At 60.8% G+C, this 22,630-nt stretch carries 23 protein-coding genes; 7 read left to right on the forward strand and 16 right to left on the reverse strand.

What is annotated here, in order from left to right:
- Positions 1-41: 41 nt before the first annotated feature.
- Together ACFRFQ_RS05170 and ACFRFQ_RS05175 are read left to right on the forward strand one after the other, a co-directional pair.
- Complete coding sequence (locus tag ACFRFQ_RS05170; RefSeq protein WP_378653925.1) at positions 42-1,226, forward strand: CoA transferase; 1,185 nt, start codon at positions 42-44, stop codon at positions 1,224-1,226.
- On the forward strand, positions 1,223-2,590 hold the full coding sequence (locus ACFRFQ_RS05175; RefSeq protein WP_378653928.1) for an amidohydrolase family protein: 1,368 nt from the start codon (positions 1,223-1,225) through the stop codon (positions 2,588-2,590). Before ACFRFQ_RS05170 ends, ACFRFQ_RS05175 begins: the two co-directional genes overlap by 4 nt.
- Before the next feature lie 22 nt (positions 2,591-2,612).
- On the opposite strand, the gene ACFRFQ_RS05180 is transcribed toward ACFRFQ_RS05175, so the two are convergent.
- The 9 genes from ACFRFQ_RS05180 to ACFRFQ_RS05220 all read right to left on the reverse strand — a co-directional run bounded on the left by ACFRFQ_RS05180 (position 2,613) and on the right by ACFRFQ_RS05220 (position 11,259).
- Positions 2,613-3,635, reverse strand: a complete 1,023-nt coding sequence (locus tag ACFRFQ_RS05180; protein WP_378653931.1) for an ABC transporter substrate-binding protein — start codon at positions 3,633-3,635, stop codon at positions 2,613-2,615.
- A 183-nt stretch (positions 3,636-3,818) separates the two neighbouring features.
- Complete coding sequence (locus tag ACFRFQ_RS05185) at positions 3,819-4,667, reverse strand: ABC transporter permease (protein WP_378653933.1); 849 nt, start codon at positions 4,665-4,667, stop codon at positions 3,819-3,821.
- 45 nt (positions 4,668-4,712) lie between these two features.
- Complete coding sequence (locus ACFRFQ_RS05190; protein WP_378653936.1) at positions 4,713-5,600, reverse strand: ABC transporter ATP-binding protein; 888 nt, start codon at positions 5,598-5,600, stop codon at positions 4,713-4,715.
- Between the two features lie 133 nt (positions 5,601-5,733).
- Entirely contained in the window at positions 5,734-6,759 is a 1,026-nt protein-coding gene (locus tag ACFRFQ_RS05195; protein ID WP_378653939.1) for an ABC transporter substrate-binding protein, read from the reverse strand.
- A 207-nt stretch (positions 6,760-6,966) separates the two neighbouring features.
- Entirely contained in the window at positions 6,967-7,176 is a 210-nt protein-coding gene (locus ACFRFQ_RS05200) for a ferredoxin (RefSeq protein ID WP_378653942.1), read from the reverse strand.
- A 1-nt stretch (position 7,177) separates the two neighbouring features.
- Positions 7,178-8,374 carry a cytochrome P450 gene (locus ACFRFQ_RS05205; protein WP_378653945.1) on the reverse strand — a complete coding sequence of 399 codons (1,197 nt, stop codon included), beginning with the start codon at positions 8,372-8,374 and terminating at the stop codon, positions 7,178-7,180.
- Positions 8,375-8,600: 226 nt separating this feature from the next.
- Positions 8,601-9,617, reverse strand: coding sequence for an LLM class flavin-dependent oxidoreductase (locus ACFRFQ_RS05210; RefSeq protein WP_378653948.1), 1,017 nt, complete (start codon positions 9,615-9,617; stop codon positions 8,601-8,603).
- Positions 9,618-9,668: 51 nt separating this feature from the next.
- Positions 9,669-10,112, reverse strand: a complete 444-nt coding sequence (locus ACFRFQ_RS05215) for a Zn-ribbon domain-containing OB-fold protein (RefSeq protein ID WP_378653950.1) — start codon at positions 10,110-10,112, stop codon at positions 9,669-9,671.
- A 1-nt stretch (position 10,113) separates the two neighbouring features.
- Positions 10,114-11,259, reverse strand: coding sequence for a thiolase family protein (locus ACFRFQ_RS05220; RefSeq protein ID WP_378653952.1), 1,146 nt, complete (start codon positions 11,257-11,259; stop codon positions 10,114-10,116).
- A gap of 228 nt (positions 11,260-11,487) precedes the next feature.
- Here ACFRFQ_RS05220 and ACFRFQ_RS05225 point away from each other — a divergent pair, with 228 nt between their 5' ends.
- Positions 11,488-12,537, forward strand: a complete 1,050-nt coding sequence (locus ACFRFQ_RS05225; protein WP_378653955.1) for a phosphotransferase family protein — start codon at positions 11,488-11,490, stop codon at positions 12,535-12,537.
- A gap of 30 nt (positions 12,538-12,567) precedes the next feature.
- Positions 12,568-13,464, forward strand: coding sequence for an enoyl-CoA hydratase (locus ACFRFQ_RS05230; RefSeq protein ID WP_378653957.1), 897 nt, complete (start codon positions 12,568-12,570; stop codon positions 13,462-13,464).
- Between the two features lie 60 nt (positions 13,465-13,524).
- On the opposite strand, the gene ACFRFQ_RS05235 is transcribed toward ACFRFQ_RS05230, so the two are convergent.
- Positions 13,525-14,004: a nuclear transport factor 2 family protein gene (locus tag ACFRFQ_RS05235; protein WP_378653960.1), complete on the reverse strand. Its 480-nt coding sequence runs from the start codon at positions 14,002-14,004 to the stop codon at positions 13,525-13,527.
- A 147-nt stretch (positions 14,005-14,151) separates the two neighbouring features.
- On the opposite strand from ACFRFQ_RS05235, the gene ACFRFQ_RS05240 reads away from it, so the two are divergent.
- Positions 14,152-14,988 (forward strand): SDR family oxidoreductase, encoded by an 837-nt coding sequence (locus tag ACFRFQ_RS05240; protein ID WP_378653963.1) that lies wholly within the window; start codon positions 14,152-14,154, stop codon positions 14,986-14,988.
- Between the two features lie 58 nt (positions 14,989-15,046).
- Positions 15,047-15,835, forward strand: coding sequence for an SDR family NAD(P)-dependent oxidoreductase (locus ACFRFQ_RS05245; RefSeq protein ID WP_378653968.1), 789 nt, complete (start codon positions 15,047-15,049; stop codon positions 15,833-15,835).
- Between the two features lie 100 nt (positions 15,836-15,935).
- Here the strand turns inward: ACFRFQ_RS05245 and ACFRFQ_RS05250 are convergent, their stop codons facing one another.
- From ACFRFQ_RS05250 to ACFRFQ_RS05265, 4 genes are all read right to left on the reverse strand, one after another.
- Positions 15,936-16,676, reverse strand: coding sequence for a FadR/GntR family transcriptional regulator (locus tag ACFRFQ_RS05250; protein WP_378653971.1), 741 nt, complete (start codon positions 16,674-16,676; stop codon positions 15,936-15,938).
- A gap of 159 nt (positions 16,677-16,835) precedes the next feature.
- Positions 16,836-17,576 (reverse strand): 3-oxoacyl-ACP reductase FabG, encoded by a 741-nt coding sequence (fabG, locus tag ACFRFQ_RS05255; RefSeq protein WP_378653973.1) that lies wholly within the window; start codon positions 17,574-17,576, stop codon positions 16,836-16,838.
- A gap of 60 nt (positions 17,577-17,636) precedes the next feature.
- Positions 17,637-18,839, reverse strand: a complete 1,203-nt coding sequence (locus ACFRFQ_RS05260; RefSeq protein ID WP_378653976.1) for a CaiB/BaiF CoA transferase family protein — start codon at positions 18,837-18,839, stop codon at positions 17,637-17,639.
- 2 nt (positions 18,840-18,841) lie between these two features.
- Entirely contained in the window at positions 18,842-20,032 is a 1,191-nt protein-coding gene (locus tag ACFRFQ_RS05265; RefSeq protein WP_378653979.1) for an acyl-CoA dehydrogenase family protein, read from the reverse strand.
- Between the two features lie 91 nt (positions 20,033-20,123).
- Here ACFRFQ_RS05265 and ACFRFQ_RS05270 point away from each other — a divergent pair, with 91 nt between their 5' ends.
- The gene (locus tag ACFRFQ_RS05270) at positions 20,124-20,915 is read left to right on the forward strand and encodes an SDR family NAD(P)-dependent oxidoreductase (protein ID WP_378653981.1); all 792 of its coding nucleotides are present in this window, start codon (positions 20,124-20,126) and stop codon (positions 20,913-20,915) included.
- Positions 20,916-21,000: 85 nt separating this feature from the next.
- Here ACFRFQ_RS05270 and ACFRFQ_RS05275 read toward each other — a convergent pair whose 3' ends face one another.
- Positions 21,001-21,771 carry an SDR family NAD(P)-dependent oxidoreductase gene (locus ACFRFQ_RS05275; RefSeq protein WP_378653984.1) on the reverse strand — a complete coding sequence of 257 codons (771 nt, stop codon included), beginning with the start codon at positions 21,769-21,771 and terminating at the stop codon, positions 21,001-21,003.
- Positions 21,772-21,781: 10 nt separating this feature from the next.
- Positions 21,782-22,612 carry a mycofactocin-coupled SDR family oxidoreductase gene (locus ACFRFQ_RS05280; protein WP_378653987.1) on the reverse strand — a complete coding sequence of 277 codons (831 nt, stop codon included), beginning with the start codon at positions 22,610-22,612 and terminating at the stop codon, positions 21,782-21,784.
- Positions 22,613-22,630: the final 18 nt, after the last annotated feature.

Genomic DNA, 22,630 nt, shown 5'->3' on the forward strand with positions numbered 1-22,630 from the left:
TAGCCTTTCCGGTAATACTTTTCGGAGTGTAACATCGGAGAATGTTTGCCTGGCCCGATGACGCCGACGAAGACCGCCGCGTCCTCGACTGGCTCGGCAGCGGGATAGTGTCACTCACCGGTTCCCCCAGCGAATCTCCCAGAATTCCCCCGGGAAACGCCGCCACCCTGGCCAGGCATCTCGGTAAATTCATCAACGGCAACGACGACGGAGCCCGCTTTCTTTCCGAACGCGCGGCATTCACCGGATTCACTCGCAGCGGCTCCATCTCGCTTGGGGGTAGCTGCCGCCTCCTACCTACGCGGGACGGCTGGGCCGCGGTGTCTTGCGCCCGACCGGACGACCCGATTCTCCTTGGCGCACTGATCTCCGCGGAGATCGGCGAGGATCCCTGGCCTGCGGTCAGTGCCTGGTTGGCCGCGCATACCGGAACCGAACTGGCCGAGCGTGCATCCCTGCTCGGGTTGGCGGCCGCCCCGGTCGCAGGCTCGACTACGTCAGTTCCCAGGCCTACCACCCGCCGATCCGTCGAGGATCTGGTTGTTGTCGATTTCAGCGCACTATGGGCGGGCCCTCTGTGCTCGCATCTACTCGGAGCCGCGGGCGCGAGAGTCGTGAAGGTGGAAACACCGACAAGACCGGACGGAGCGCGTCGAGGCAACAGCGAATTCTACGAACTACTTCATGCCGGCCACGAGTCCGTCGTCCTCGATCCGAGTACTTCGCCCGGCCGGTCCGCACTCGCGCAACTCGTGGAACGCGCAGACATCGTGATCGAAGCGTCGCGGCCACGCGCACTTGCGGGTTTCGGACTCGACGCAGAAGCTGCGGCCGCATCCGGTACCACCTGGATTTCCATCACGGCAGCCGGAAGGAACTCCGACCGCATCGGATTCGGCGACGACATCGCGGCATCAAGTGGTCTTGTTGCACATAATAATTCAGGCGAACCTGTGTTTGTCGGCGACGCGATAGCCGACCCTCTGAGCGGACTCATGGCGGCCGCCCTCGCCATGTCCGAGACACCGACCGCAGGACATCTCTGGGACCTGTCGATGGCCGACCTTGTCGCGTCGACGCTTACACACGGAACCGATGCCCCGTTGCCCCGATCATGTGCATCAGCAGTGGCCGTTCCGGAAAGACGCAAGTACGTCGGTACGGCGCCCGCCTCGGGCTCCGACACACACGCTGTTCTACGAAGCCTCGGAATTGTGGCCCCGTGAGCGATCTGCTGATCACCGATTGCTCGGTCGGTTACCGTCATAGCCTCGATATTCGCATCTCCGACGGTGTGATCACCGAGGTCGGTCGCAGACTCGCTCGCCGGGGCGAGGACATCCTCGACGCCGACGGCAATCAGGTCATTCCCGGTCTGTGCGATCACCACATCCACCTACAGGCGTTGGCAGCCCGACGCAGTTCCGTGGACTGTGGTCCACCCGCCGTACGGAATGCGCATGAACTGGCTGCGGCACTGCAGGGTTCACCCGGTTCCGACGGCTGGGTCCGGGGCGTCGGATACTTCGAATCGGTGGCGGGCGATCTCGATCGTGATGTCCTCGATCATTTGCACTCGTCACGACCCGTTCGTATCCAGCATCGCAGCGGCGCCATGTGGGTGCTCAACACTGCCGGTGTCGTAGCAGCCCGACTGGGGCAAGCGGACCACCCTGGTGTCGAACGAGACGGCGCAGGAAGACCGACCGGCCGAGTGTGGCGCGCAGACTCGTGGCTCCGGGCACAGATCCCGGGAAATTCGCCACCGTCGCTACGCGAAGTGGGCACCGAGCTGTCACGACTCGGCGTCACTGCGGTGACTGACGCGACGCCGGACATGGCGCCGGAAAGCACCGAATCCATCTGCGCAGCAATGTCTTCAGGAGATATTTCACAGCGAGTCCATCTCCTCGGAGTACCACTGGGAGCCTCGATGCCGTCGACGGGACCAACCGTCGGACCCTACAAGATCGTTCTTGCCGATTCCGGGCTTCCCGATCTCGAACAGCTAGCCACCCTTATCGAATCCGCACACTCGATCGGGCGACCTGTTGCAGCGCACAGTGTCAGCCGCGAAGCGCTACTGATCTTGCTGTCCGTACTCGGCGAAATCGGCACAATTCCGGGCGATCGGATCGAACACGGAGCATTGATACCCGCCGAATCCATCACCGAGATCAACCGCCTCGGGTTGGCGGTCGTGACCCAGCCGGGGTTCATTGCCGATCGCGGCGACGACTACCTCGAACATGTCGCAGCCATCGACCACCAGGATTTGTACCGTTGCCGATCCTTGCTGGATGCCTCTGTACCGGTGGCATTTTCGAGTGATGCGCCGTACGGTCCGCTCGACCCGTGGAGTGTTATCGCAGCGTCGCAGACGCGGTTGACGCCCGCGGGCACCGTTCTGGGCGGCGCCGAGACAATCGACTACAACACCGCGCTGGCCGCCTACCTCGGCAGTCCCGAAGATCCAGGCGGCCCACCGCGCCGAGTCGAAGTCGGCGCAGCGGGCGACCTGGTCCTGATCTCCCGGACGCAGCCACCGTCAGTACTCGCAACCGTCATAGCCGGTCGACGCGTCTATTGAGCGACTGACCTGCAGTTGACCCCTACTTGATGAGAATTGCCTGATCGTAGGTCACCGCAGGCGTCGGCTGGAGCACATTGACCGCAGTGAGGGCGTCAACCGTTCGCTGAAAATCCTCTTGGGAGATAGCCTCGTCGAGCACTGAGAAGTTCTCGCGAATTCGATCAACGGCGTCGTCCGGAACGTCCTTGCCGACAGCATCGAGAATCAGCTTGTTCACGGCTTCGGCATTTGCCGGATCGTTCATGTAGTCGTATGCCTTGCCCATTGCAGCGCAGAAGGATGCTGAGGTCTCCGGGTTCGCCTCGACCCAGGTGCGCCGGCTCTGCCAGAAAGCGCCGAGCAGTTGGTAATTCGGCAGTTCGCCCGACAGCTCAGCCAGTTCGACTGCATCGCCCTTGGCCACCAGCGTCTCCGACGTCGGCGTCACGACCATGGCCGCGTCGACCTGACCGGCGATGAGCGCAGCCTGCGCGGTAGAACCGGAGCCGATGTTGACCAACGTGTAGTCGCCGTCGTTCAACCCGAAGGAGGCCAGCGTCTTCACCATAAGATTCGAGGTGCCGGTGCCGGCGGCCGCGGGCATACCCAACGTCTTGCCACGAAGCGATTTCAGAACATCTTCGGCGCTAGCCCCGGTTGCCGAGGAAGGCAAGCTCGAACCCTTGGGCGCAACGATGGAGGTCGGTACCGGACCCGAACCGCCACAAGATGTTACGGCGTCCTGACCCTGCTGCACGGCTGCCAGTGCCTGACTCGGCGAAGAAGGACCGAAATCCTCGACGCCGCTTGCCAGGAGTTGGTTGTGGCCCATTCCGGACGGAGCCGGGCTCACAGTCACGTCGAGATTTGCGTCGGAGAAGTAGCCTTCCTGCGCAGCTGCCGCCAACGGAATTCCCCAGATTCCGCCGGGCGTAATCGACACATTGACCTTTGCCGCTGAACCGTCCGACGTATCCCCCGTGTCGCCGCTGCTCGATCCACAGGCAACCAAGGACAGACCCAACAACGCTGCAGTGGACATACGAACAAAACCTGCACGCATCGCCAACCTCCAAATTTCAGTTACCTGAACAGGTGGCCCAGGTATGACATTAATCATAAGCATGGATATTGAATATGCAAGTGTTTCAACGTAATTCAATAATCTGGCTCGAGAGACGACAAGGGCCGGTTCCCCCAAAGAATGGGGAACCGGCCCGGCAAAAGAGAAACTCTTTCTCGGTTGTCAGTCCTGCCAGCGAAGCAACCAACGCTCCAGCTTGCTCGAACCGACGCTGGCAACCGTCGCAATGGTCACCAGCACGATCAACACCGCGAAGACGTAGTCGATCTGGAATTCACTGCTGTACCGAACGATGTCTTGGCCCAAACCATTCTTGGCGGCGATCATCTCACTTGCGATCACACCCAGAATTGCGTAGGTGATAGCGAGTCGCAATCCGGCAAAGATCGTCGGAACTGCTGATGGCAGAATAACTTTGGTCATCAGCTTCTGCCGATTCAATCCGACGACTTTGGCCATGGTCATCTGGTCACGGTCGACGCCCTTGACCGCGGACCTCGAGTTCTCCACGAGCAGGAAGAACACGATCGACACACCCATGACAACCTTGGAGGTGTTGGTCAGACCGAACCAGGCGACAAACAGCGGCGCCAATGCAATTCGCGGAACTGCGTTGAGCGGCACGAGGAACGGGCTGAATACTCGATCCAGAAACTCGTTGGTACCGATCAGGCAGCCGACCACGATTCCAGACACGGAACCGATGACAAACGACTGAACGACCGCTGTCAGAGTCGCCCCCGCCGAGACGCGCATCTGCTTCGATGTCACGTAGTCGATCAATGCGCCCCACACGGCACTCGGCTGGCTGACGAACAGTGCATTCGCCCACCCTTTGTTGACTGCGACTTCCCACAACACCAGGAAGCCGATGACAATGACGAGTTGGGTGGCAAGAATTCCTGCCGTGAAATTCGACGGCCTCCAGGACCGTTTCGACTTCGTAACCGGCGCAGCAGGACTGCGCGTCGCGGGTACCGCAGTCACCGTGGTTTCCAACTGTGTGCTCATTCGCTTTTCCGATCTGTCTCGCCGATGCGGGCTGTGAGTCGCCCGTTAGTCTGTGGGTGTTTCACTGCGCCCGACCGCGCCTTCGAGCTGAGTGAAGAGTTCATGCTGCAACTCACGGAACCGCTCGGTGAAGATGATCTCGTCGATCAGATGCGCTCGCGGACGCGGAAGATCGATGAGGAGATCCGTGGCGATACGCCCGGGGCTCGGAAGCATCACGATGACCCGGTCGGCAAGCACTGTTGCCTCCTGCAGGTCATGAGTGACAAGGAAAACGGTTCGCTTGGTGTCGCCGTTCTCGTCGAGATCGTTTTCCCAGATACGAAGGAACTCGCCCTGCATGTGCAGACGCGTCCGCGCGTCGAGCGCTGCAAACGGCTCGTCCATCAGCAACATCGTGGGATCCGACGCCATGGTGCGCGCAATCGCTACACGCTGACGCATACCCTGCGACAGCTGCGACGGAAACTGCTTCTCCTTGCCGGCCAGTCCCACCATCGCAAGCATCTCGTCGGCCCGCTCTTTACGCTGCGCCGCAGGAACATTGCGGGCTTCCAGCGGAAGTGAGACGTTCTTGCGTGCCGTACGCCAGGGCAGAAGCGAATCCCGGGCGAACATGTATCCGAGATCGAAATTGGGAGACTTGGGTGTACTCCCCGAAAGGAATACCTTTCCACCGGTGGGCTGCGCCAACCCCGCCGCCATGTTCAGCAGAGTGGTCTTGCCGCAACCGCTGGCTCCCACAATCGCGATGAACTGCCCTGCCGGAACCTCGAAGCTGACGTTGTCCAGTGCAACGAACTCGGCCGTACCGCCCGAGCCTCCGTAGACCTGCGACACATTCTCGAAGCTGAGAATAGCGTCGCGCGGGGACTTGGCGTGCTTGCCCTCGGCCGCGGTGGCACCTGCTTGCCTGCTGTACAGATCTGTCATCTCATTCTCGATCCACTTCGGGTTCCGAATCCGCCGACGCTCGACGGACGTGTGCACACACACGCATTGACGTTTGACGCTCGATCTCTCCTCACGGCGAATGTTGTTGTTTCGCAGGAGAATATCGAAAGGGCTACTTGCTTACCAGAACTGCTTGTTCGAAGGTCACCTTCGGCTCAGCCTCGAGCACACCGAGTGAAGTGAGACCGTCGATTGTCTTCTGCATCTCCGCTTCGGAAAGGTCAGCGGTCAAAACCGAGAAGTTCTCCCGGATCTGATCGATAGCCGATGCGGAAGTGTTGGTGCCGACTGCTTCGACGACGTAGTCGTTTACTGCATCCTTGTTTGCCGGATCCTGCAGGAACTTGTACGCATCGGCCATGGCCGCGCAGAATCCGCTCTCCGCCTTCGGGTTCTGTTCGACCCACGAGCGTCGGCTCTGCCACACACCACCGATCATCTGGTAGTTCTCCATATCGTCGGACAGATACGTCAGTTCGATCGCATCTCCGTTACCGACGACGGTCTCGGCCGTCGGAGTTGCCGCCATGGCAGCATCCACCTGCTTGGAAATCAATGCGGCCTGAGCCGTGGTGCCCGAGCCGATATTGACGAGGGTGTAGTCACCTTCGTTCAAACCGACACCGGCAAGTGTCTGCACCATGAGGTTCGATGTTCCGGTACCCGCAGCAGCGGGCATCCCGAGAGTCTTACCCTTGAGCGCCTCGAGGACATCAGCGCTGGTGGCGCCGGAAGCCGCCGTCGGGAGTCCGCTGCCGATCGGGGCGACAATAGCCGTCGGGGTCTGCGAATTGCCGCCGCAGGAAATGACGGCATCCTGGCCCTGCTGAATTGCCGCAAGCGCTTGACTCGGCGATGACGGACCGAAATCCTCTACGCCGCTTGCCAACAGCTGATTGTGACCCATGCCCGAAGGCGACGGCGAGACAGTCACGTCCACGCCGGCTGCCTCGAAATAACCCTCCGACTTCGCCACTGCGATCGGGATGCCCCACACAGTGCCAGGCGTGACGGAAACATTGATCTTCGCGAGCGAACCGTCGGTCGTGTCGCCGGTCTCGCCGCCACCACTTCCGCATGCAACCAACGACAATCCGAGCAGAGCCACGCCAGACATTCGTGCCAAATGAGCACGCATTCTTCAACCTCCGAGTAGATGTGAATCACCGCATAGCACCGGCTCACTTATGTGATTAATCATAGTCATGAATCGGCCATCGTCAATACCTGATCAGGAATTTCTGATCCGACGCATCTCGATCCACACATTCCCCACCCGCAGGCGATCCGGTTGGAGCCGAATGCAACTCCAACCGGATCGTGCCGTCCGCCGGACGAACGAGTACTACTGAGTCCGCTCGGGAACGAGCGCAATCGCCAACTCGGGACAAGCATGAACAGCGGTCACGGCATCATCATGCAAATCACCGGGAACCTCGAAGGTGGTACCACCCTCTGCTACAAAGCCTTCGTCGTCGTCCGACAACAACGACGGCACCTCCGCGTAGCAACGCCCGTGCCCCATGCACTTACTCTTGTCGATGGTCAAGTACATGTCAGACGTCCCATTCCAAAGGTAGTGAGGTCAAGGTCAGTTGGGCGCCGCGCTCGGTCAACACGGCACCTTCCGCCAGTCTGTATTCGGGAATGCGCTTGTGCCACTCTTCGAGCACCACTGCCAATTCCAGTCTGGCAAGGTGCATTCCGATGCAGCGATGCGGCCCTGCCCCGAAGGCCAAGTGCTGATTGAGCCCTTGCCTACCCAAGATGAACTTGTCCGGGTCGGGGAACTTCTCCGGATCACGGTTGGCAGACCCTACACCTAACCAGACGACATCTCGCTCAGACAATTCGAGACCGTGAAACTCGGTGTCGACCTGGACTCTACGCCCGGCTTGAATCACCAACGGATACATACGAATAAACTCTTCGACCGCGCTGCGGCAGAGCGTCGGGTCCTCGACCAACAGTTCGCGATCCGCGACGTTTTCGGCCAGGTGCGCGTAGATGTACCCCAACGCAGACCGTGTCGTGTCGAGTCCGGCGAGCATCAGAGACATGCAGATCAGGAGGATGTCGTCGTGGGAGATGTCCTCGTCGTCGATCTGCGCTTGAACCAACCTGGTGAGCAGGTCTTCCTTGGGATCACGCGGGTTCTTGCGACGCTCGTTCACCGCCTCGTCGAAGTAGGCCAGGATCTTGTTCTTGGGTTCGTCGACATCCGGTCCGTAGCCCGCCAACATGGCATTGAGCATGTCTTCGCTCCACGGCACGAAGAACTCGCCGTCACTGACCGGAAGACCCAACAGCGTCAAGAAGATGTCCGTCGGATATCGAATCGCGAACTCCGCGACGAAGTTACATTTCCCCTGCGGCCGAAGCTCTTCGATCAGTTCGACGGCGCGCGCATGGGCAAGTTCTTCCATCCGCTTGACTGCGGCCGGCGCGAAGAACGGATTGATGACCTTTCTCAACTTGACGTGCTCGTCACCGTTCAGATCCTGGGGCAGCAGGCGCAACGTCGTATCCGGGTACAGCGCCGAACGAGACTCGGTTGTCCACTCCTGGTGTTTCTGAAAGCCCTCCAGCACGTCCTGGTACCGAGTCAGCATCCAGAATCCATTTTTGTTGGTGTCGTTGAAATGGAATCGGGCAGCATCACGCTCCGCATCGAGAAGAGCGTAATGTCCGTAGATTTCGGAATTCTCGGCGTAGCGGTTGTGACTGACCGGGCAACCCTGGACTTTGTTCATCGAGGTCCTCACTCTGTATCGATCCGATGCACGCCGTCACTTCCACCCGAGGCACCACTGCGTGTCGCAATGAAATACATTTGACTACAGAAGGATTCACCGAGATAGCAGCGTGGAAAGAGACGGCGGGCGTCTCGATCCACTTGGCCGGTTCGTGACGTGCGCCACTGTAATGATTATCATCATTGATACGGACGGTTGTGTCAAGACCCGGAACGGGCATGCATCAGTTCGCGCGCTGCGCGGGCTTTCTGTAGCCCAGCTCTTCCAGCGTCGGCAGCACCTTGGCCTCGAAAAGTTCCAGGCTTCGCCAGCCGTGCTCCGGCGCCAAACCACCCATCAACGGCTGGAACATCAGTTCCGAATCGAGACCGCGCTTAACGCACAGATCAACGCATTGTTCCGGAGTGACCACGACAAAGTGCTTCTGCTTCTTGAGTTCCTCGATGCTCTCGACAAACGGATAAGTGGTCGTGCCCACCCCACGCTCTTTGGCCCACTGCGCATTCGAGTTCGTCGTGTACAGGAGGTGCGGTGCGAGAATCGGCCAATCCCGATCAGGATCATCGCTGACGAAGAGGAAGAGCGGGCCGGGGTTCGGCGGCCGAGGCGGAATCGGTAACCCCAGCTTGCGACGTTCCTCGTTGTAAATGGCATACAGGCCGTCCTTGTCGCCGGCAGGCATGTAGTTGTCGCCAAGTTTCGCAGCGCGGCGCGCGGATGCCTCGGCGGAACCACCGATGTAGATCGGCGGTCGAGGTGTCTGGACCGGAGTCGGACGCACTCGAACGGTCATACCGCGATATTCGAACGGTTCTCCCGTCCATGCCTTCTCGAGGATTCCGATCGTTTCTTCGAGGATCTTCACCCGACGTGCGCGAGGGATTTCGAACATCGCGTACTCGCTGTCCCGATACCCGATACCCATCGTCATCTCGATACGACCGCCACTGATGATGTCGAGGGTCGCCAGATCTTCCGCCAACCGCAACGGATTATGCAGCACTGCAACCAGTGCGGAAAAATGGATCCTCATCCGTTCGGTGCGAGCAGCAATCGCTGAGCCCTGGATCAGCGGCGAGGCACAGTAGCCGTCCTCGGCGCCATGATGCTCGGCAAGAAACACGGTCTCGAAACCGAGTTTGTCCGCCCAGTCACATTGGTCGATCGCGGCCTTGTACAGCTCGGCGGCCGGCGCACCGATCGAGGGTGCGCGCATGTCGTAGCGCAGCGAAAGTCTCATACAATTTACCCGCACTTTCTTTAGTGATGTTCGAAAAGGTCTCGGGATGAATCAGCGAGTATCCACAGAGAATGTCGGCAGCGTGTGAGTCTCGAACTCAGTGGGCGAGAGAGTGACCCGAGATCCGATGACGGGTTCCGCGCTGCCAGGGCCGACCAGGACGGTAACCAGCCGAACCTCCGGCGCCTCGTCCGGTTCGACAAGAGCGACGGTATACGGCGGGTTGCTCCCCGAAGGCAGGAATGAGCGTTCGACCCGCGTGAACGTAAAGATCGTGCCGTGACCACTCAGGTCCCGCCATTCGAGTTCACCGGGGTGACCGCATGGCCGTCCGGCCAAGGGATACCACTGCCACACACCACAGTCCGGGCAGGCAGGCAGAGCAATGCAGCCTCGCTCGACTGCATTCCAAAAACCGTCGAGCTCAGGAACATCCTGAGGCGGTGGAAAATTCGGAATTCCGGCAACTGTGTCGCTCGCACCGAAGTCAGTCATGTCAGCGATCCTTCGTGAAGATGAGCGTCGCGTGCTCCGGGCCACCGAGCGCGGCAGCAAGTGCAGTCTCCGCCCCGACTACCTGTGCTTGTCCTCTGGACCCGCGAAGTTGCCTGACCGCTTCGATCACATGCACGATGCCCGGAATGTAGGCGTACGACATGTGCCCGCCGTTCGTATTGACCGGCATCGCCCCACCTGGCGCAGTATTGCCCTCGGCTGTGAAGGCGAACCCCTCACCACGGCTGCAGAATCCGAGATCCTCGAGCTGAATCGCCTGCGAAATACTGAAGCAGTCGTAGATTTCGGCTACGTCGATATCCGACACCGACAGACCCGCGTCGGCAAAGGCGATCGGACCGGAGCGGGCAGAGCCGAACGAGAGCATGTCGGCCTTCTGAGTGAAGAAACTGGTCATCGTCGACTCCACCGACGTAACTCCAACACCGGCAATGACGACTGGTGGATTGGGCAGATCGCGGGCTCGCTCCACAGAAGTGACGATGACCGCGCCCGCACCGTCCGTAATCAGACAGCAGTCCGCAACGCGGAGTGGAGACGCAACCATCGGGCTGGCCAGATAGTCGTCCTGCGACATCGGCGTACGCTTCTGCGCTCCTGGCGTGATCTGCGCCCATAACCGGTTGGAACGAGCGATGGAACCGAGATCCTCTGGCGCAACTCCGTACTCGTGGCAGTATCGCTGCGCCCAGGCCGCAAAGTACGTGGGCTGACCATACCAACCGAACGGCATTTCCAAGCTTGCCTTGATCGGGTCCCGTGCGTGATAACCGTACGGTCCACCGGGTTTCGATCCCATGTATCCGTAGTAGACGAGGACGGTCTCCGCCTGGCCTGCTTCGATGACTGTCCGCGCCAACGCAACGGCCGCGAGAGGGCCTGCACCGGCGGGGATTCCGGGCGATGCCGTGAACTTTCGATCCACACCCAAAGCGGTTGCGATCTCGTCGGCATTGAATGTCGAACCCGCCGGAATTACTCCGTCGATGTCCCGAGCTGTCAATCCCGCGTCGCACATCGCCGCGCGACTCGCCTCGATGACCAACGCATCCACCGAACAGTTCAAACCGCGACCGAATTCCGATTCACCCACACCGACTACAGCAACGTTCGTTCTACCGCTCACTACTCCACCTCCGAAACGCACTGTACGCTATTCATGATAATAGTCACATTGAATATAGCCACGGTGTCACATCACACGAGATGACGCCAGGCTCGGGCGCGAAACCAAAGGTCGCACTCGCATGTGAACTGAATCATGACAATGGTTAGTATCTATGTGTAGTGTCACGAATACTCGACGACAAGTGCCGCCCTGCGGCAATTCGATGACCGAACAGAGGTGAGCTGGGTGGACAACCCGAGCGTGGTGGACATGGACCGTCTGACGACCTGGATGGACGAGAACGGAATCGGGTCAGGCCCCGTCACCGACGTTGTCGAACTCGCCGGCGGCACGCAGAACATCCTCATTCGATTCTCGCGCGGCGGGCAGGATCTCGTATTCCGTCGACCACCACTGCACAAGCGCAAGAACAGCGACGAGACGATGCGACGCGAAGCGGTCGTGCTGGCCGGGCTGGCAAACAGCGACGTCCCGCACCCTCGCCTGATCGCCTCGTGCGACGACCACGACGTGCTCGGGTGTCAGTTCTTCATCATGGAAGCAATTACCGGGTTCACTGCTACCTCAGAGGTGCCGGATGACCTCGCGAGCTCGCTCGATCATCAACACGCTCTTGGCTTGTCGATGATCGATGCCTTGGCAGCGCTCGGCCGAGTCGATCCCGATACAGCGGGCGTGTCTTCCCTGGGCCGCGCCGACGGTTGGCTCGAACGACAGGTGGCCAAGTGGCGCAAGCAGCTCGATTCGTATGCCGAACTCGACGGATGGCCGGGATCTGCCGCTCTGCCTGACATCGACAAACTCGGCGTCTGGCTCCAAAGCAACGTGCCGGCAGACTGGCAGCCCGGACTTATCCACGGCGACTTCCATTTCGGCAACGTCATGTTCCGACTCGACGCTCCGAAAGTCGCGGCGATCATCGACTGGGAACTCGCGACGATCGGCGATCCTCTGCTCGACCTCGGACACCTCCTTGCGACGTGGCCCAACGAAACCGAACGCCGCACTGTCGGGCTTGCCAAGGCCCTCCCCGGTCTACCCACGCGCGACGAACTGATTGCGCAATATTCGCAGGGAAGCACTCGCGACCTGAGCAATGTCGACTGGTACCAAGCGTTGGCCTGCTACCGCTTGGGCATTCTGCTCGAAGGCACGTACGCCCGCTCCTGCGCGGGCAAGGCCCCCGCGGACCTGGGCGAACGACTACATCGGACCGCAGAATCTCTCATCGAGCAGGGTTTGAGCATCGTCTTGTCGCACACGTCGGCTGACTGACATTCCCGAGCAGACCCGAAAGGACCTCCTATGACCGACTACAAGTTCATCACGTACGAGACGATCGACGACGGAACCATCGCACGAATTTCCCTCGACCGTCCCCGCACTCGAAATGCCCAGAACCGTGGCCTTCTGGTCGAACTCGGTGAAGCTTTCTTGCGTGCGGAAGCTGACGACACTGTCCGGGTCGTCATTCTCAGCGGCGAAGGCCCGGCATTCTCCTCAGGGCACGATCTCGGATCCTCGGAAGCCAACGCCGAACGCAATCCGGGACCGGACCAGCACTTCAGCTTCCAGTGCAACGGCGCCACCAAGGAAGGCCTGGAGCCGCGACTGCACCAGGAATGGCACTACTACTACGAGAACACCCGCCGCTGGCGCAACCTCCGCAAGATCACCATCGCGCAGGTTCACGGCAACGTGTTCTCGGCTGCTCTGATGCTTGCATGGTCCTGCGACTTCATCGTCGCTGCGGAAGGCACCGAGTTCGCGGACGTCGTTGCTACTCGACTGGGCATGTGCGGGGTCGAATACTTCGGACACCCCTGGGAATTCGGCCCGCGCAAGGCAAAAGAGCTTCTGCTGACCGGCGATTCGATCAACGCCGAGGACGCCCTGGCCCTAGGTATGGTCACCAAGATCTTCAGCGCCGACGAAATTTCCGAGCATACGGAAGAATTCGCTCGTCGCATCGCGAAGGTGCCCACAATGGCCGCACTGCTGGTCAAGGAATCCGTCAATCAATCGGTCGACGCGATGGGCTTCTCCACTGCCCTCGATGCGTGCTTCACCATTCATCAGCTCAACCACGCCCAGTGGACCGTACTCTCCGGCGGCGCCTCACCGATCGGAACGCCCGAGCTCGGGCTTCCGGACTGGAAGAACGCCCCGCCGACCCGTCGAGCAGACCCCCGGGTTCCGTAAGTCGCGTAGAAGTGCTGCGCCCGTGAGGAATCCACCGAAGCGGGCGCAGCGCCGTATCGGCTACTGCCCAACTCGGCGCGGCCACCCCTGGTCCAGGTCACCGCCGAAGTGCACGTCGATCTCCATCGAGCCGAAAAGTGCCTGCCCTGCATCCACCACAACCGTGTCGCGATAGAGCCCCCAGCCGAGTTTCGATGCATCATCGCCTCTTCCGATGTAGGTGAAGTACGCCTCGATCTCGACCACTCCTTCGCCGATCCAGGTCACCTTCGGCAGTGCAATGAAGTGCCGCTTTTCCGTGGGGTCGAACGTGGGCACGCTGCGGTAGAAATCGGCAATCGCGCCGCGCCCCTTGTGTTCACCGCGCCCAGTGCGCAGGATGCCATCCGGGGCGAAAAGACCGGCAACGAACTCCGGCACCGGGTTGTCCAGCGCTGCCGCATATCGGTGCATCAATCCTGTTGCGGCAGCGCAGTCTTCGAGCCTACGTAGCCGAGCCTCCACGTCGTTCAACCTGGCCGCGGTATCGTTTTCCGTCATCACGTCATCCAATCTGATGGTTTGTCCGGCGCGGCACCCGCATCCTAGATTATGTTAATAGTTATCAAACTAATTCCGGTCTGTCGACGCATCGACTGCGATCTTCGATCACGGAAGACGGACAGCCACGGCGGTGAGAGGAATACGATGGGCGACCGCTTTATCGGCCGAGTAGCAGTGGTCACCGGAGGTGCCGGCGGCATCGGTGAGGCCGCCGTGCGCGGGCTACACGCGGAAGGTGCGTCGGTAGTCATCGCCGACATCCAGGAAGCGCCCGGAGCGCTGCTGGCCGCCGAACTCGGCGACAAGGCAATCTTTCTCAAGACGGACGTTTCTGCGGAGTCCGACGTCGCCGCGGCTGTGGATACCGCTGTATCGCGATTCGGTCAGCTCGACATCATGTTCAACAATGCCGGCGTGATGGGAACCCTCGGCCCGATCGACAGCACCCGCATCGACGACGCCGACCGGACGATCGCCGTCAATCTCCGAAGTGTCATTTCCGGAATGAAGCACGCCGCCCGTGTCATGAAACCGCGCCGCTGTGGGGTCATCCTCTCCACCTCGAGTCCGGCCGGAATGCTGGGTGGGGTCGGACCCCACGTGTACAGCGCCACCAAGGCTGCTGTCATCGGGATTTCCAATTCCGTAGCCGCGGAGCTCCGGCCGTTCAATATCCGGGTCAACACCGTTGTGCCGGGCGCCGTCGTCTCACCGATGACCGCCAGCCTCGTAGCCGACGGACCCGATCACCTCGATCAGGCACTGGAGACGATGAGCGACACGGCACTGATGAGTCGACCACTCCTCCCCACCGATGTTGCAGCGGCCGTGCTGTATCTGGCCAGCGACGCCGCGGCACTCGTCACCGGTGTCACACTGCCGGTGGATGCCGGAATGACAGGAGCGATCGGTCAATCACCCTTCGCCACCGGCAAATACGAGCAGTCTGTCACTGTGCTCGAAGCCGGCCGACGAAGCTAGCGCCAGCCCTCACGAATCTCGCAACATCCCTGCCTACGTAATCTGAAGGAGAAATACCATGTTGGACGGAAAGCGCATTCTGGTCACCGGAGCCGCACAGGGCATGGGGCGAGAGATCGCACTCGAAGCCGCTCGGCAGGGCGCCGAATACGTCAGCGTTGCCGACCGCAACATCGACGGCGCCCGCGAAGCTGCAGCCGAGATCGAGAAGCTCGGAATCGGGTCGCAGGCAATTGATGTCGACCTCGCGAATTCCGACGAGATCCGAGCGATGATCGAGCAGGCTGTTGCCGGCGGCGGTGGCCTCGACACTCTCATCAACAACGCCGGTGTCATGGAAGGTGCCTTCACGACGGACACCAGCTTCGAGGATCTGCCGGAAGACGTGTGGGACAAAGTGTTTTCCATCAACGTCAAGTCCATCTGGCTGGCAACGAAGTTCGCAGCACCGCACCTGCGTGCATCCGGTCGCGGTCCCTCGGTGATCAATGCCGCATCTGTGGCCGGCATGGTCGGTTACGTGTCGACTGCCTACCCGTCGAGCAAAGCCGCTGTCATTCAGTTGACCCGGACCACCGCAATCGCCCTGTCACCCGAGATCCGGTGCAATGCCTTCTGCCCCGGCGCTATCGCAACCCCGATGAGCGATGCATTCCTCGCGTCTGCGCCGGACTACGACGCTCAACTGCAACGAATGACCGGGGCGCATCTGATTCCCCGGTTCGGCACATCCGACGAAATCGCGAAGGTCGTGGCCTTTTTGGCTTCAGACGCTGCGTCCTTCCTCACCGGGGTCATCCTTCCGGTCGACGGCGGAACCACGGCGTGGCGCGGTTTGCGCAACTGAGCGCGACAGCCTCAAAGCCGAGTGCCGGTCCGCCCATCACGGGCGAACCGGCACTCGGTGTGACGATATCGACGTACGAAAAACTGTGCGTATTAACGCATCAGTCGGTTCCACCCCATGCGATAGGGGTATCGAGCAACTCAGGGTAGTGCTTGAGCTCGTAGCGCCAGATACCGGCAATATGCTCTTCCATAGCCGTCAGCGCCGCAGCCGGATCGCCGTCTGCGACCGCAAGATAAATCTTCTCGTGAATATCGCAGGTCGCGACTCGGCTACGCATCGGATACTCCATGCCCATGACGGTCCCGTCGAGCATGTCGAGCAAGGCATGGATGAGGTAGGCAAAGAGAATGTTTCCCGAGCCCTGGGCAATTGTGTCGTGGAAGACCCGGCTCATCTCCACGAAGATCTGCTCGTCGTCGAGATTGGCACGTTGATGTTCGACACAGTGCTTGAGCTCTGCCAATTGCTCTTCGCTGATCCGCTCTGCCGCAAGCTTGGCCATCATCGGCTCGAGCGCGGTCCGCGCCTCGACGACAGTTCGGAAAGGCGCACTTTCGAACTGAAGCAGAAGTGTGATCGCCGTCGCGAGCGCAGTGCTGTCCGGCTGCTGAACAATCGGTCCACCACCAGGCCCCGGCTTGAGCGCAAGCACGCCCTGCAACTCCAGGAACCTCAACGATTCCCGGAGGGTACCGCGCCCAACCTCGTACTCCTCGAGCATCACTCGCTCAGGCGGAAGCCGATCACCGACCTTGTTACCCCGTCGGTTGATATCTTCAACGATCCGCTGTGCGACAAGCATCGCAGTCTTCTGCGGACGCAACGTTGCCCGTACCACTCCACACACCTCCACCAGCCATGATTTCCCGAGCAGGAGTTCGAGAATGGCAATTCCTGACTATGTTTACCTCATCGAGTGGCCGCATCACAATGCAATCCATGTAATTGATGATCAACGTCGGAAATCAGCGCGTTCAACTTGCGATACACACCGACTTCACATATGGCGACCGCCGGTCACTTCGAGGACCGCCCCCGTCATGTAGCTGGACATGTCGCTTGCCAAGAACAACACCACCGACGCAACTTCACTCGGCTCTGCGGCGCGAGCCATCGGGATCTCGTCCATCTTCTGCTGCCAGATCCGCTCCGGCATGGCCTCGGTCATGGCAGTCCGGACCAGACCCGGCTGCACTGCGTTGACACGAACGTTCTTGAACGCCACTTCCTTTGCCGCAGCCTTTGTCAGACCGACAATCCCGGCTTTTGCTGCGGAGTAGTTCGTCTGACCGAGCAAACCCACCTTTCCGGAGATCGACGAGATGTTGATGATTGCTCCGCTTTCACGTTCACGCATACGGGCGGCCGCAGCACGGGTGCCGTTCCACGCTCCCTTGAGGTGCACGGCAATCACGTCGTCGAAATCCTGCTCGGTCATCTTCCGCATCGTCGCGTCCCGAGTCATGCCGGCGTTGTTCACCAGAACATCGAGCGGGCCGAAGGCCGATTCGGCCAGATCGATCATCGATTCGACCTGGGAACTGTCTCGAACGTCGCACGACGCGAACCGCGCCACGGTCTCGCCGCCGAGTTGGGCCACCGCATTGGCCCCGACCTCACTGTTGATGTCACCGATGACAACCCTGGCCCCCTCGGCGACAAAGGTGCGAGCAATCTCGAGCCCGATCCCCTGCGCGCCACCGGTAACCACGGCGACCTTTCCGCTCAACATTCCCATGCCAACTCCATTCGTCTGTAATGTTTCTCCGACACAATCGATCACGATTGGTCCTTGCACCTATTGAACGATGCCCGACGAGCGCATCAACTCGATCTGTTCGACTGAGCGTCCCAGCGAGCCGAGAATGGCATCCGTCTGCTGGCCAAGAGCCGGCACGGCGTCCATCCGCATCTCCACGTCTTCGAAGGTCATCGGCGGCAACACACCCCGAATGGGGCCCGCCTCGGTTCCCACCTCTCGCCATCGGTCTCGCGCCTCGAGCTGCGGATGCGCCAGGAGCGCTTTCATGTCATTGAGCTGCGCTGCAGGAACCCCCGCTTGCGCCAACTTGTCGTCCAGGTCTGCGGTCTTGAACTCCCTGGTCAACTCGGCCACCAGTGCATCCACTTCGCCTCGATGCCGGACGCGAAGGATATTCGTGGCGAATCGAGGGTGGTCGGCAAGATCAGGCCGGCCGAACACCTCCGTGACCAATTGCGTCCACCCGCGATCGTTCTGAACGCCGATCAGGATCTGTCCGTCAATAGTCGGATACGCGTCGTACGGCGCGATCGAGGCATGACTCAAGCCCATACGTTTGATCTGCGTGTCCTGGTACATCTGCATGTACATCGGATGTCCCAGCCATTCCACGGTTGCGTCGAACATCGCCACGTCGATCGTGGCACCCGCGCCGGTGCGCTCGCGACGGAACAGCGCCGCCTGAACAGATGTCAGCGCATACAATCCTGCGGCGATGTCAGAAGCGGGAACGCCTGTCTTGGTGGCAGTTTCAGGTGTTCCGGTGATCGAGCACAGTCCGGTCTCCGCCTGCACGAGCATGTCGTACGCCTTACGGTCCTTGAGTGGGCCGGCAGTGCCGTAGCCGGTCATGTTCACAACAATGAGTTCGGGGTGATCACTGCGCAACGCTTCGGCCCCGAGCCCGAGACGTTCGGCGGCGCCGGGTGCGAAGTTCTGGATGAAGACGTCAGCCGTCGCGATCAGATCGATGATTGCCGCGCGGCCCTGCTCTGATTTGAGGTCGACGCAGATCGATTCCTTGTTGCGGTTCAGCCACACGAAGTGCGAGGCCAGACCGTGCACCGCGGCGTCGTAGTTGCGGGCGAAGTCACCTTCACCGATCCTTTCGACCTTGATCACGCGCGCGCCCAGATCGGCGAGGTGACGACTGGCGATAGGAGCCGCGACGGCCTGCTCGAGGCTGACGACGGTAATTCCGTCGAGCGGCAAACCTGCGGAAGTTGCAGAATCCGTCATGATCAGCGCCCCGATCCGCCGGCAGCAGCCTTCTTGGCCTGGTTGACCAGGCCGCCGCCGATGATGAGTCGTTGGACCTCGCTGGTGCCCTCGTACAGACGCAGCAGTCGCACGTCGCGATAGATACGCTCGACGGGCACCTCCCGCATGTATCCGGTGCCACCGTGGATCTGCACAGCGAGATCAGCTGCCTTTCCGACCATTTCGGTGCAGAAGAGCTTCACAGCCGACGGCCCGATCCGACGGTCTTCGCCGGAGACGTAACGAGCCGCCACCTCGCGAACCATCGCGCGGCCGGCCATCACGCCAGTAGCGATGTCGGCAATCATCGCCTGTACCAATTGGAAGTCACCGATCGCGGTGCCACCCTGCGTTGCCGTCGCGGCGTAGGCAACCGCTTCGTCGAGAGCGCGCTGCGCCGAACCGACGGACAGCGCTGCGATGTGTACGCGACCGCGGGCGAGCGAGGTCATCGCCGCGCGGTAGCCCACGTCCTCGTTGCCGCCTACGAGTGCGGAGTTCGGGACTCGCACGTCGGTGAAGTGGACGTCCGCCGTCCAGGCGCCTTCCTGGCCCATCTTGCGATCCTTCGGGGCAACCTGCACCCCCGACGTGGTGGCCGGAACCAGGAACACCGCAATACCCGTGCCGTTCTCGTCCGCCGGGCGTGTGCGAGCGAACACGACGAACAGGTCGGCGAGTGGTGCGTTGGTGATGAATCGCTTCTCGCCCGAGATCACCCAGTCATCGCCGTCACGTACTGCTTTGGTTCGCAGTCCTGCCGGATTGGAACCCGCTCCGGGTTCGGTAAGAGCAAAGGACGCAACGACGTCGCCGGAGGCGATGCCCTCGAGCCACTGCTGCTTCTGCTCATCGGTGCCGAAGTTGACCAGCACCTGACCGGCGATGCCGTTATTGGTGCCGAACATCGATCGCAGGGACAGCGAGGTGTACCCGAATTCCATTGCCAGTTCGACGTCCTGCGTCAGATCCAGTCCCAGGCCGCCCCATTCCTGCGGAATGGCGTACCCGAACAGACCCATCTCGGCGGCGTTCTTGCGGATATCCGCAGGGATACTGTCGGTGTCGGCGATCTCCTGCTCACGCGGAACAACGCCCTTACGGATGAACTCACGTGTCTGTCCCAGGATGTCTTTGAAATCTTCCGGACCGACTGCAGTACCTGATGTCATACTCGCAATACTCCTCACAGTGTCCGCACGTGTCAACGGATTGTATAGATTGATTATCATCAATCTATAACACGCACGAGAGGAACCGTCGATGAGTACCACTGGACGTTTGGCCGGGAAGACTGCTCTGATCACCGGGGCAGGTTCAGGACTTGGCCGGGCCACCGCGCTTCGCTTTGCACAGGAGGGCGCTGAAGTTGCCTGTGTCGACCTGAATTTGGCCGCAGCACAGGAAGTCGCCCGTGAGATCAGTAGCAACGGGACACGCGCAATCGGCCTTACCGCCGATGTGTCTTCCGCAGCCGATTCCGAGAAGATGGTCGCAGACGCGATCGATCAACTCGGCCGCATCGACATCCTGTTCGCCAATGCCGGCATCGCCGGTACCGGCAACGCCGCGGACATCACCGAGGATCTGTGGGACAAAGTCATCGACATCAACCTCAAAGGTGTGTGGCTCTCGGCGAAATACGTTCTGCCACACATGATCGAACGCGGTGAAGGTGTCATCATCAACCAAGCCAGCATGGGCGGACTGGTGGGAATCAACGGCATCTTCCCGTACACCGCGGCCAAAGGCGGCGTCATCGCGATGACCAAGCAGATGGCGGCCACCTACGGGCCGAATGGTGTACGCGTGAATGCAATTTGCCCCGGTACCATCCCCACTCCCCTCGTCTACCGCTCACGTGAAGAGCGCGGCGACGCTCCCGCGGACAACAACCACTCCATCAAGGATGCCGAAGTGGCAAAACGCTTTCCGCTGCAGCGACTGGGAGTTCCGGACGACGTCGCAAATCTTGCGCTGTTCCTGGCAAGCGACGAGGCGAACTGGGTCACCGGCGCAATCTACGCTGTCGACGGCGGGCGCAGCGCAATCTGACTTGGATCGATGAAGGACACGATCGACAAAAGAGGCGGCGCCTATGGGGCACCGCCTCTTTTGCGCACCAACGGTGCATTTCGCCTTATTGGGCGGTGAGCCCGCCGTCAGCGGCCAGTGTGGAACCGGTGATGTACGACGCTTCATCCGAGAGCAGGAAGGAAATGACCGAGGCCATCTCGCTCGTCTCCGCACGGCGAGCCAGCGGTGTTTGCGCCAACGCGGTGCTGGTCACTCCGTTGGTCTCACGAGCCTTGCGCGCCAACTCGGTATCGACGACGCCGGGGCACAGGCAGTTCGCACGAATTCCCTTGTCGGCGTAGCCGATAGCAACGGAGCGTGTCAGACCCACGACGCCGCTCTTGGATGCGTCGTAACTCGGGGTGTTCTTGTTGGCCGAGATCAACGACGCCACCGACCCGATGGTGACGATGCTGCCGCCGCCCGCTCGCTCCATATGGGGAAGAGCAAACTTCAGTACCAGGAACGAACCGGTGAGGTTGACCCGGATAACCGAATCCCAGTCGTCGAACGCCATTTCGCCGGCAAGAGACGAGCGCGCGATGCCGGCGCACGTCACAGCTCCGTCGATTCCGCCGAGATGCTGCGCAACCTTCTCCATGGCCGCGGAGACCGATGCTTCATCGCCCACATCACACAGCAGGCCGATGGCAACTCCACCGGCGGCAGTGATCCGGGCCGCGAGCGCCTGTGCCCCAGCTTCATCGGTGTCGAGGATGCCGATTGCAGCGCCTTCCTCCACCAGACGTGCAATCGCTGCGGCGCCGATGCCGCCAACTCCGCCACTGACGACGATCCGTCGTCCGAGATGGCGGTCCTTCGTAATCTTCTGCATTAGAGATCTCTTAACTGACCCGGAGGCCACAGTCGACGGGCAGGGACACACCGGTGACAAATCGAGCTTCGTCAGAGGCCAGGAACAGGACGGCATGGCTGATGTCTTCGGGCTCGACCCACGCGGTGTCGAGGGGGTTGCGACCCCGAGCCCGCTCGCGCAGGTCCTCGATGGTCGGATTTTCCTTGTCCGGGTTGAATACCCGCAGGGTGGATTCGCTGAACAGCATCGCTGTTCCCACGTTGCCGGGGTGGACGGTGTTGACCCGGATCTTGTGGGGCCCGAATTCGTTGGCCAGGGTCTTCATCAAACCCTCGACACCGCTCTTGGATGCGTTGTAGTGCGCGACATTTGCCGAACCTTTGAACGTCACCGCCGAGGAGGTCAGGACGATCGAACCGCCCTTGCCCGCCTTGATCATGTGCGGCGCGGTTGCCTTGACGGTACGCCAGACACCGGTCAGGTTGATGTCGATCATGTCCTGCCACTCGTCCGTGGACAGGTCGAGTGTCGGAATGCAGCCACAGACACCGGCATTGGCGCTCACGATATCGATACCACCGAATGCCTCGACCGCGTCGTTCGCAACTGCGTTCATGCCGTCCTGGTCACGAACGTCGACCTTGCGCGTGATAATCCGACGACCGAGTTCCTTGACCAGTCGCTCGGTTTCACGCAGATCGTCTTCGGTTGCCATCGCGTATTCGAGCGAACTGATGTCTTCACACGCGTCAGTCGCGACAATGTCGGCGCCTTCGGCAGCGAGACGGAGCGCGTGTGAACGACCCTGTCCGCGTGCAGCTCCGGTGATGAATGCAACTTTGCCTGATACTCGACCCATTACTGATCCTTCACTATT

The organism is Rhodococcus sp. NPDC056743 (genome assembly GCF_042790355.1).
GTDB lineage: Bacteria > Actinomycetota > Actinomycetes > Mycobacteriales > Mycobacteriaceae > Rhodococcus_F.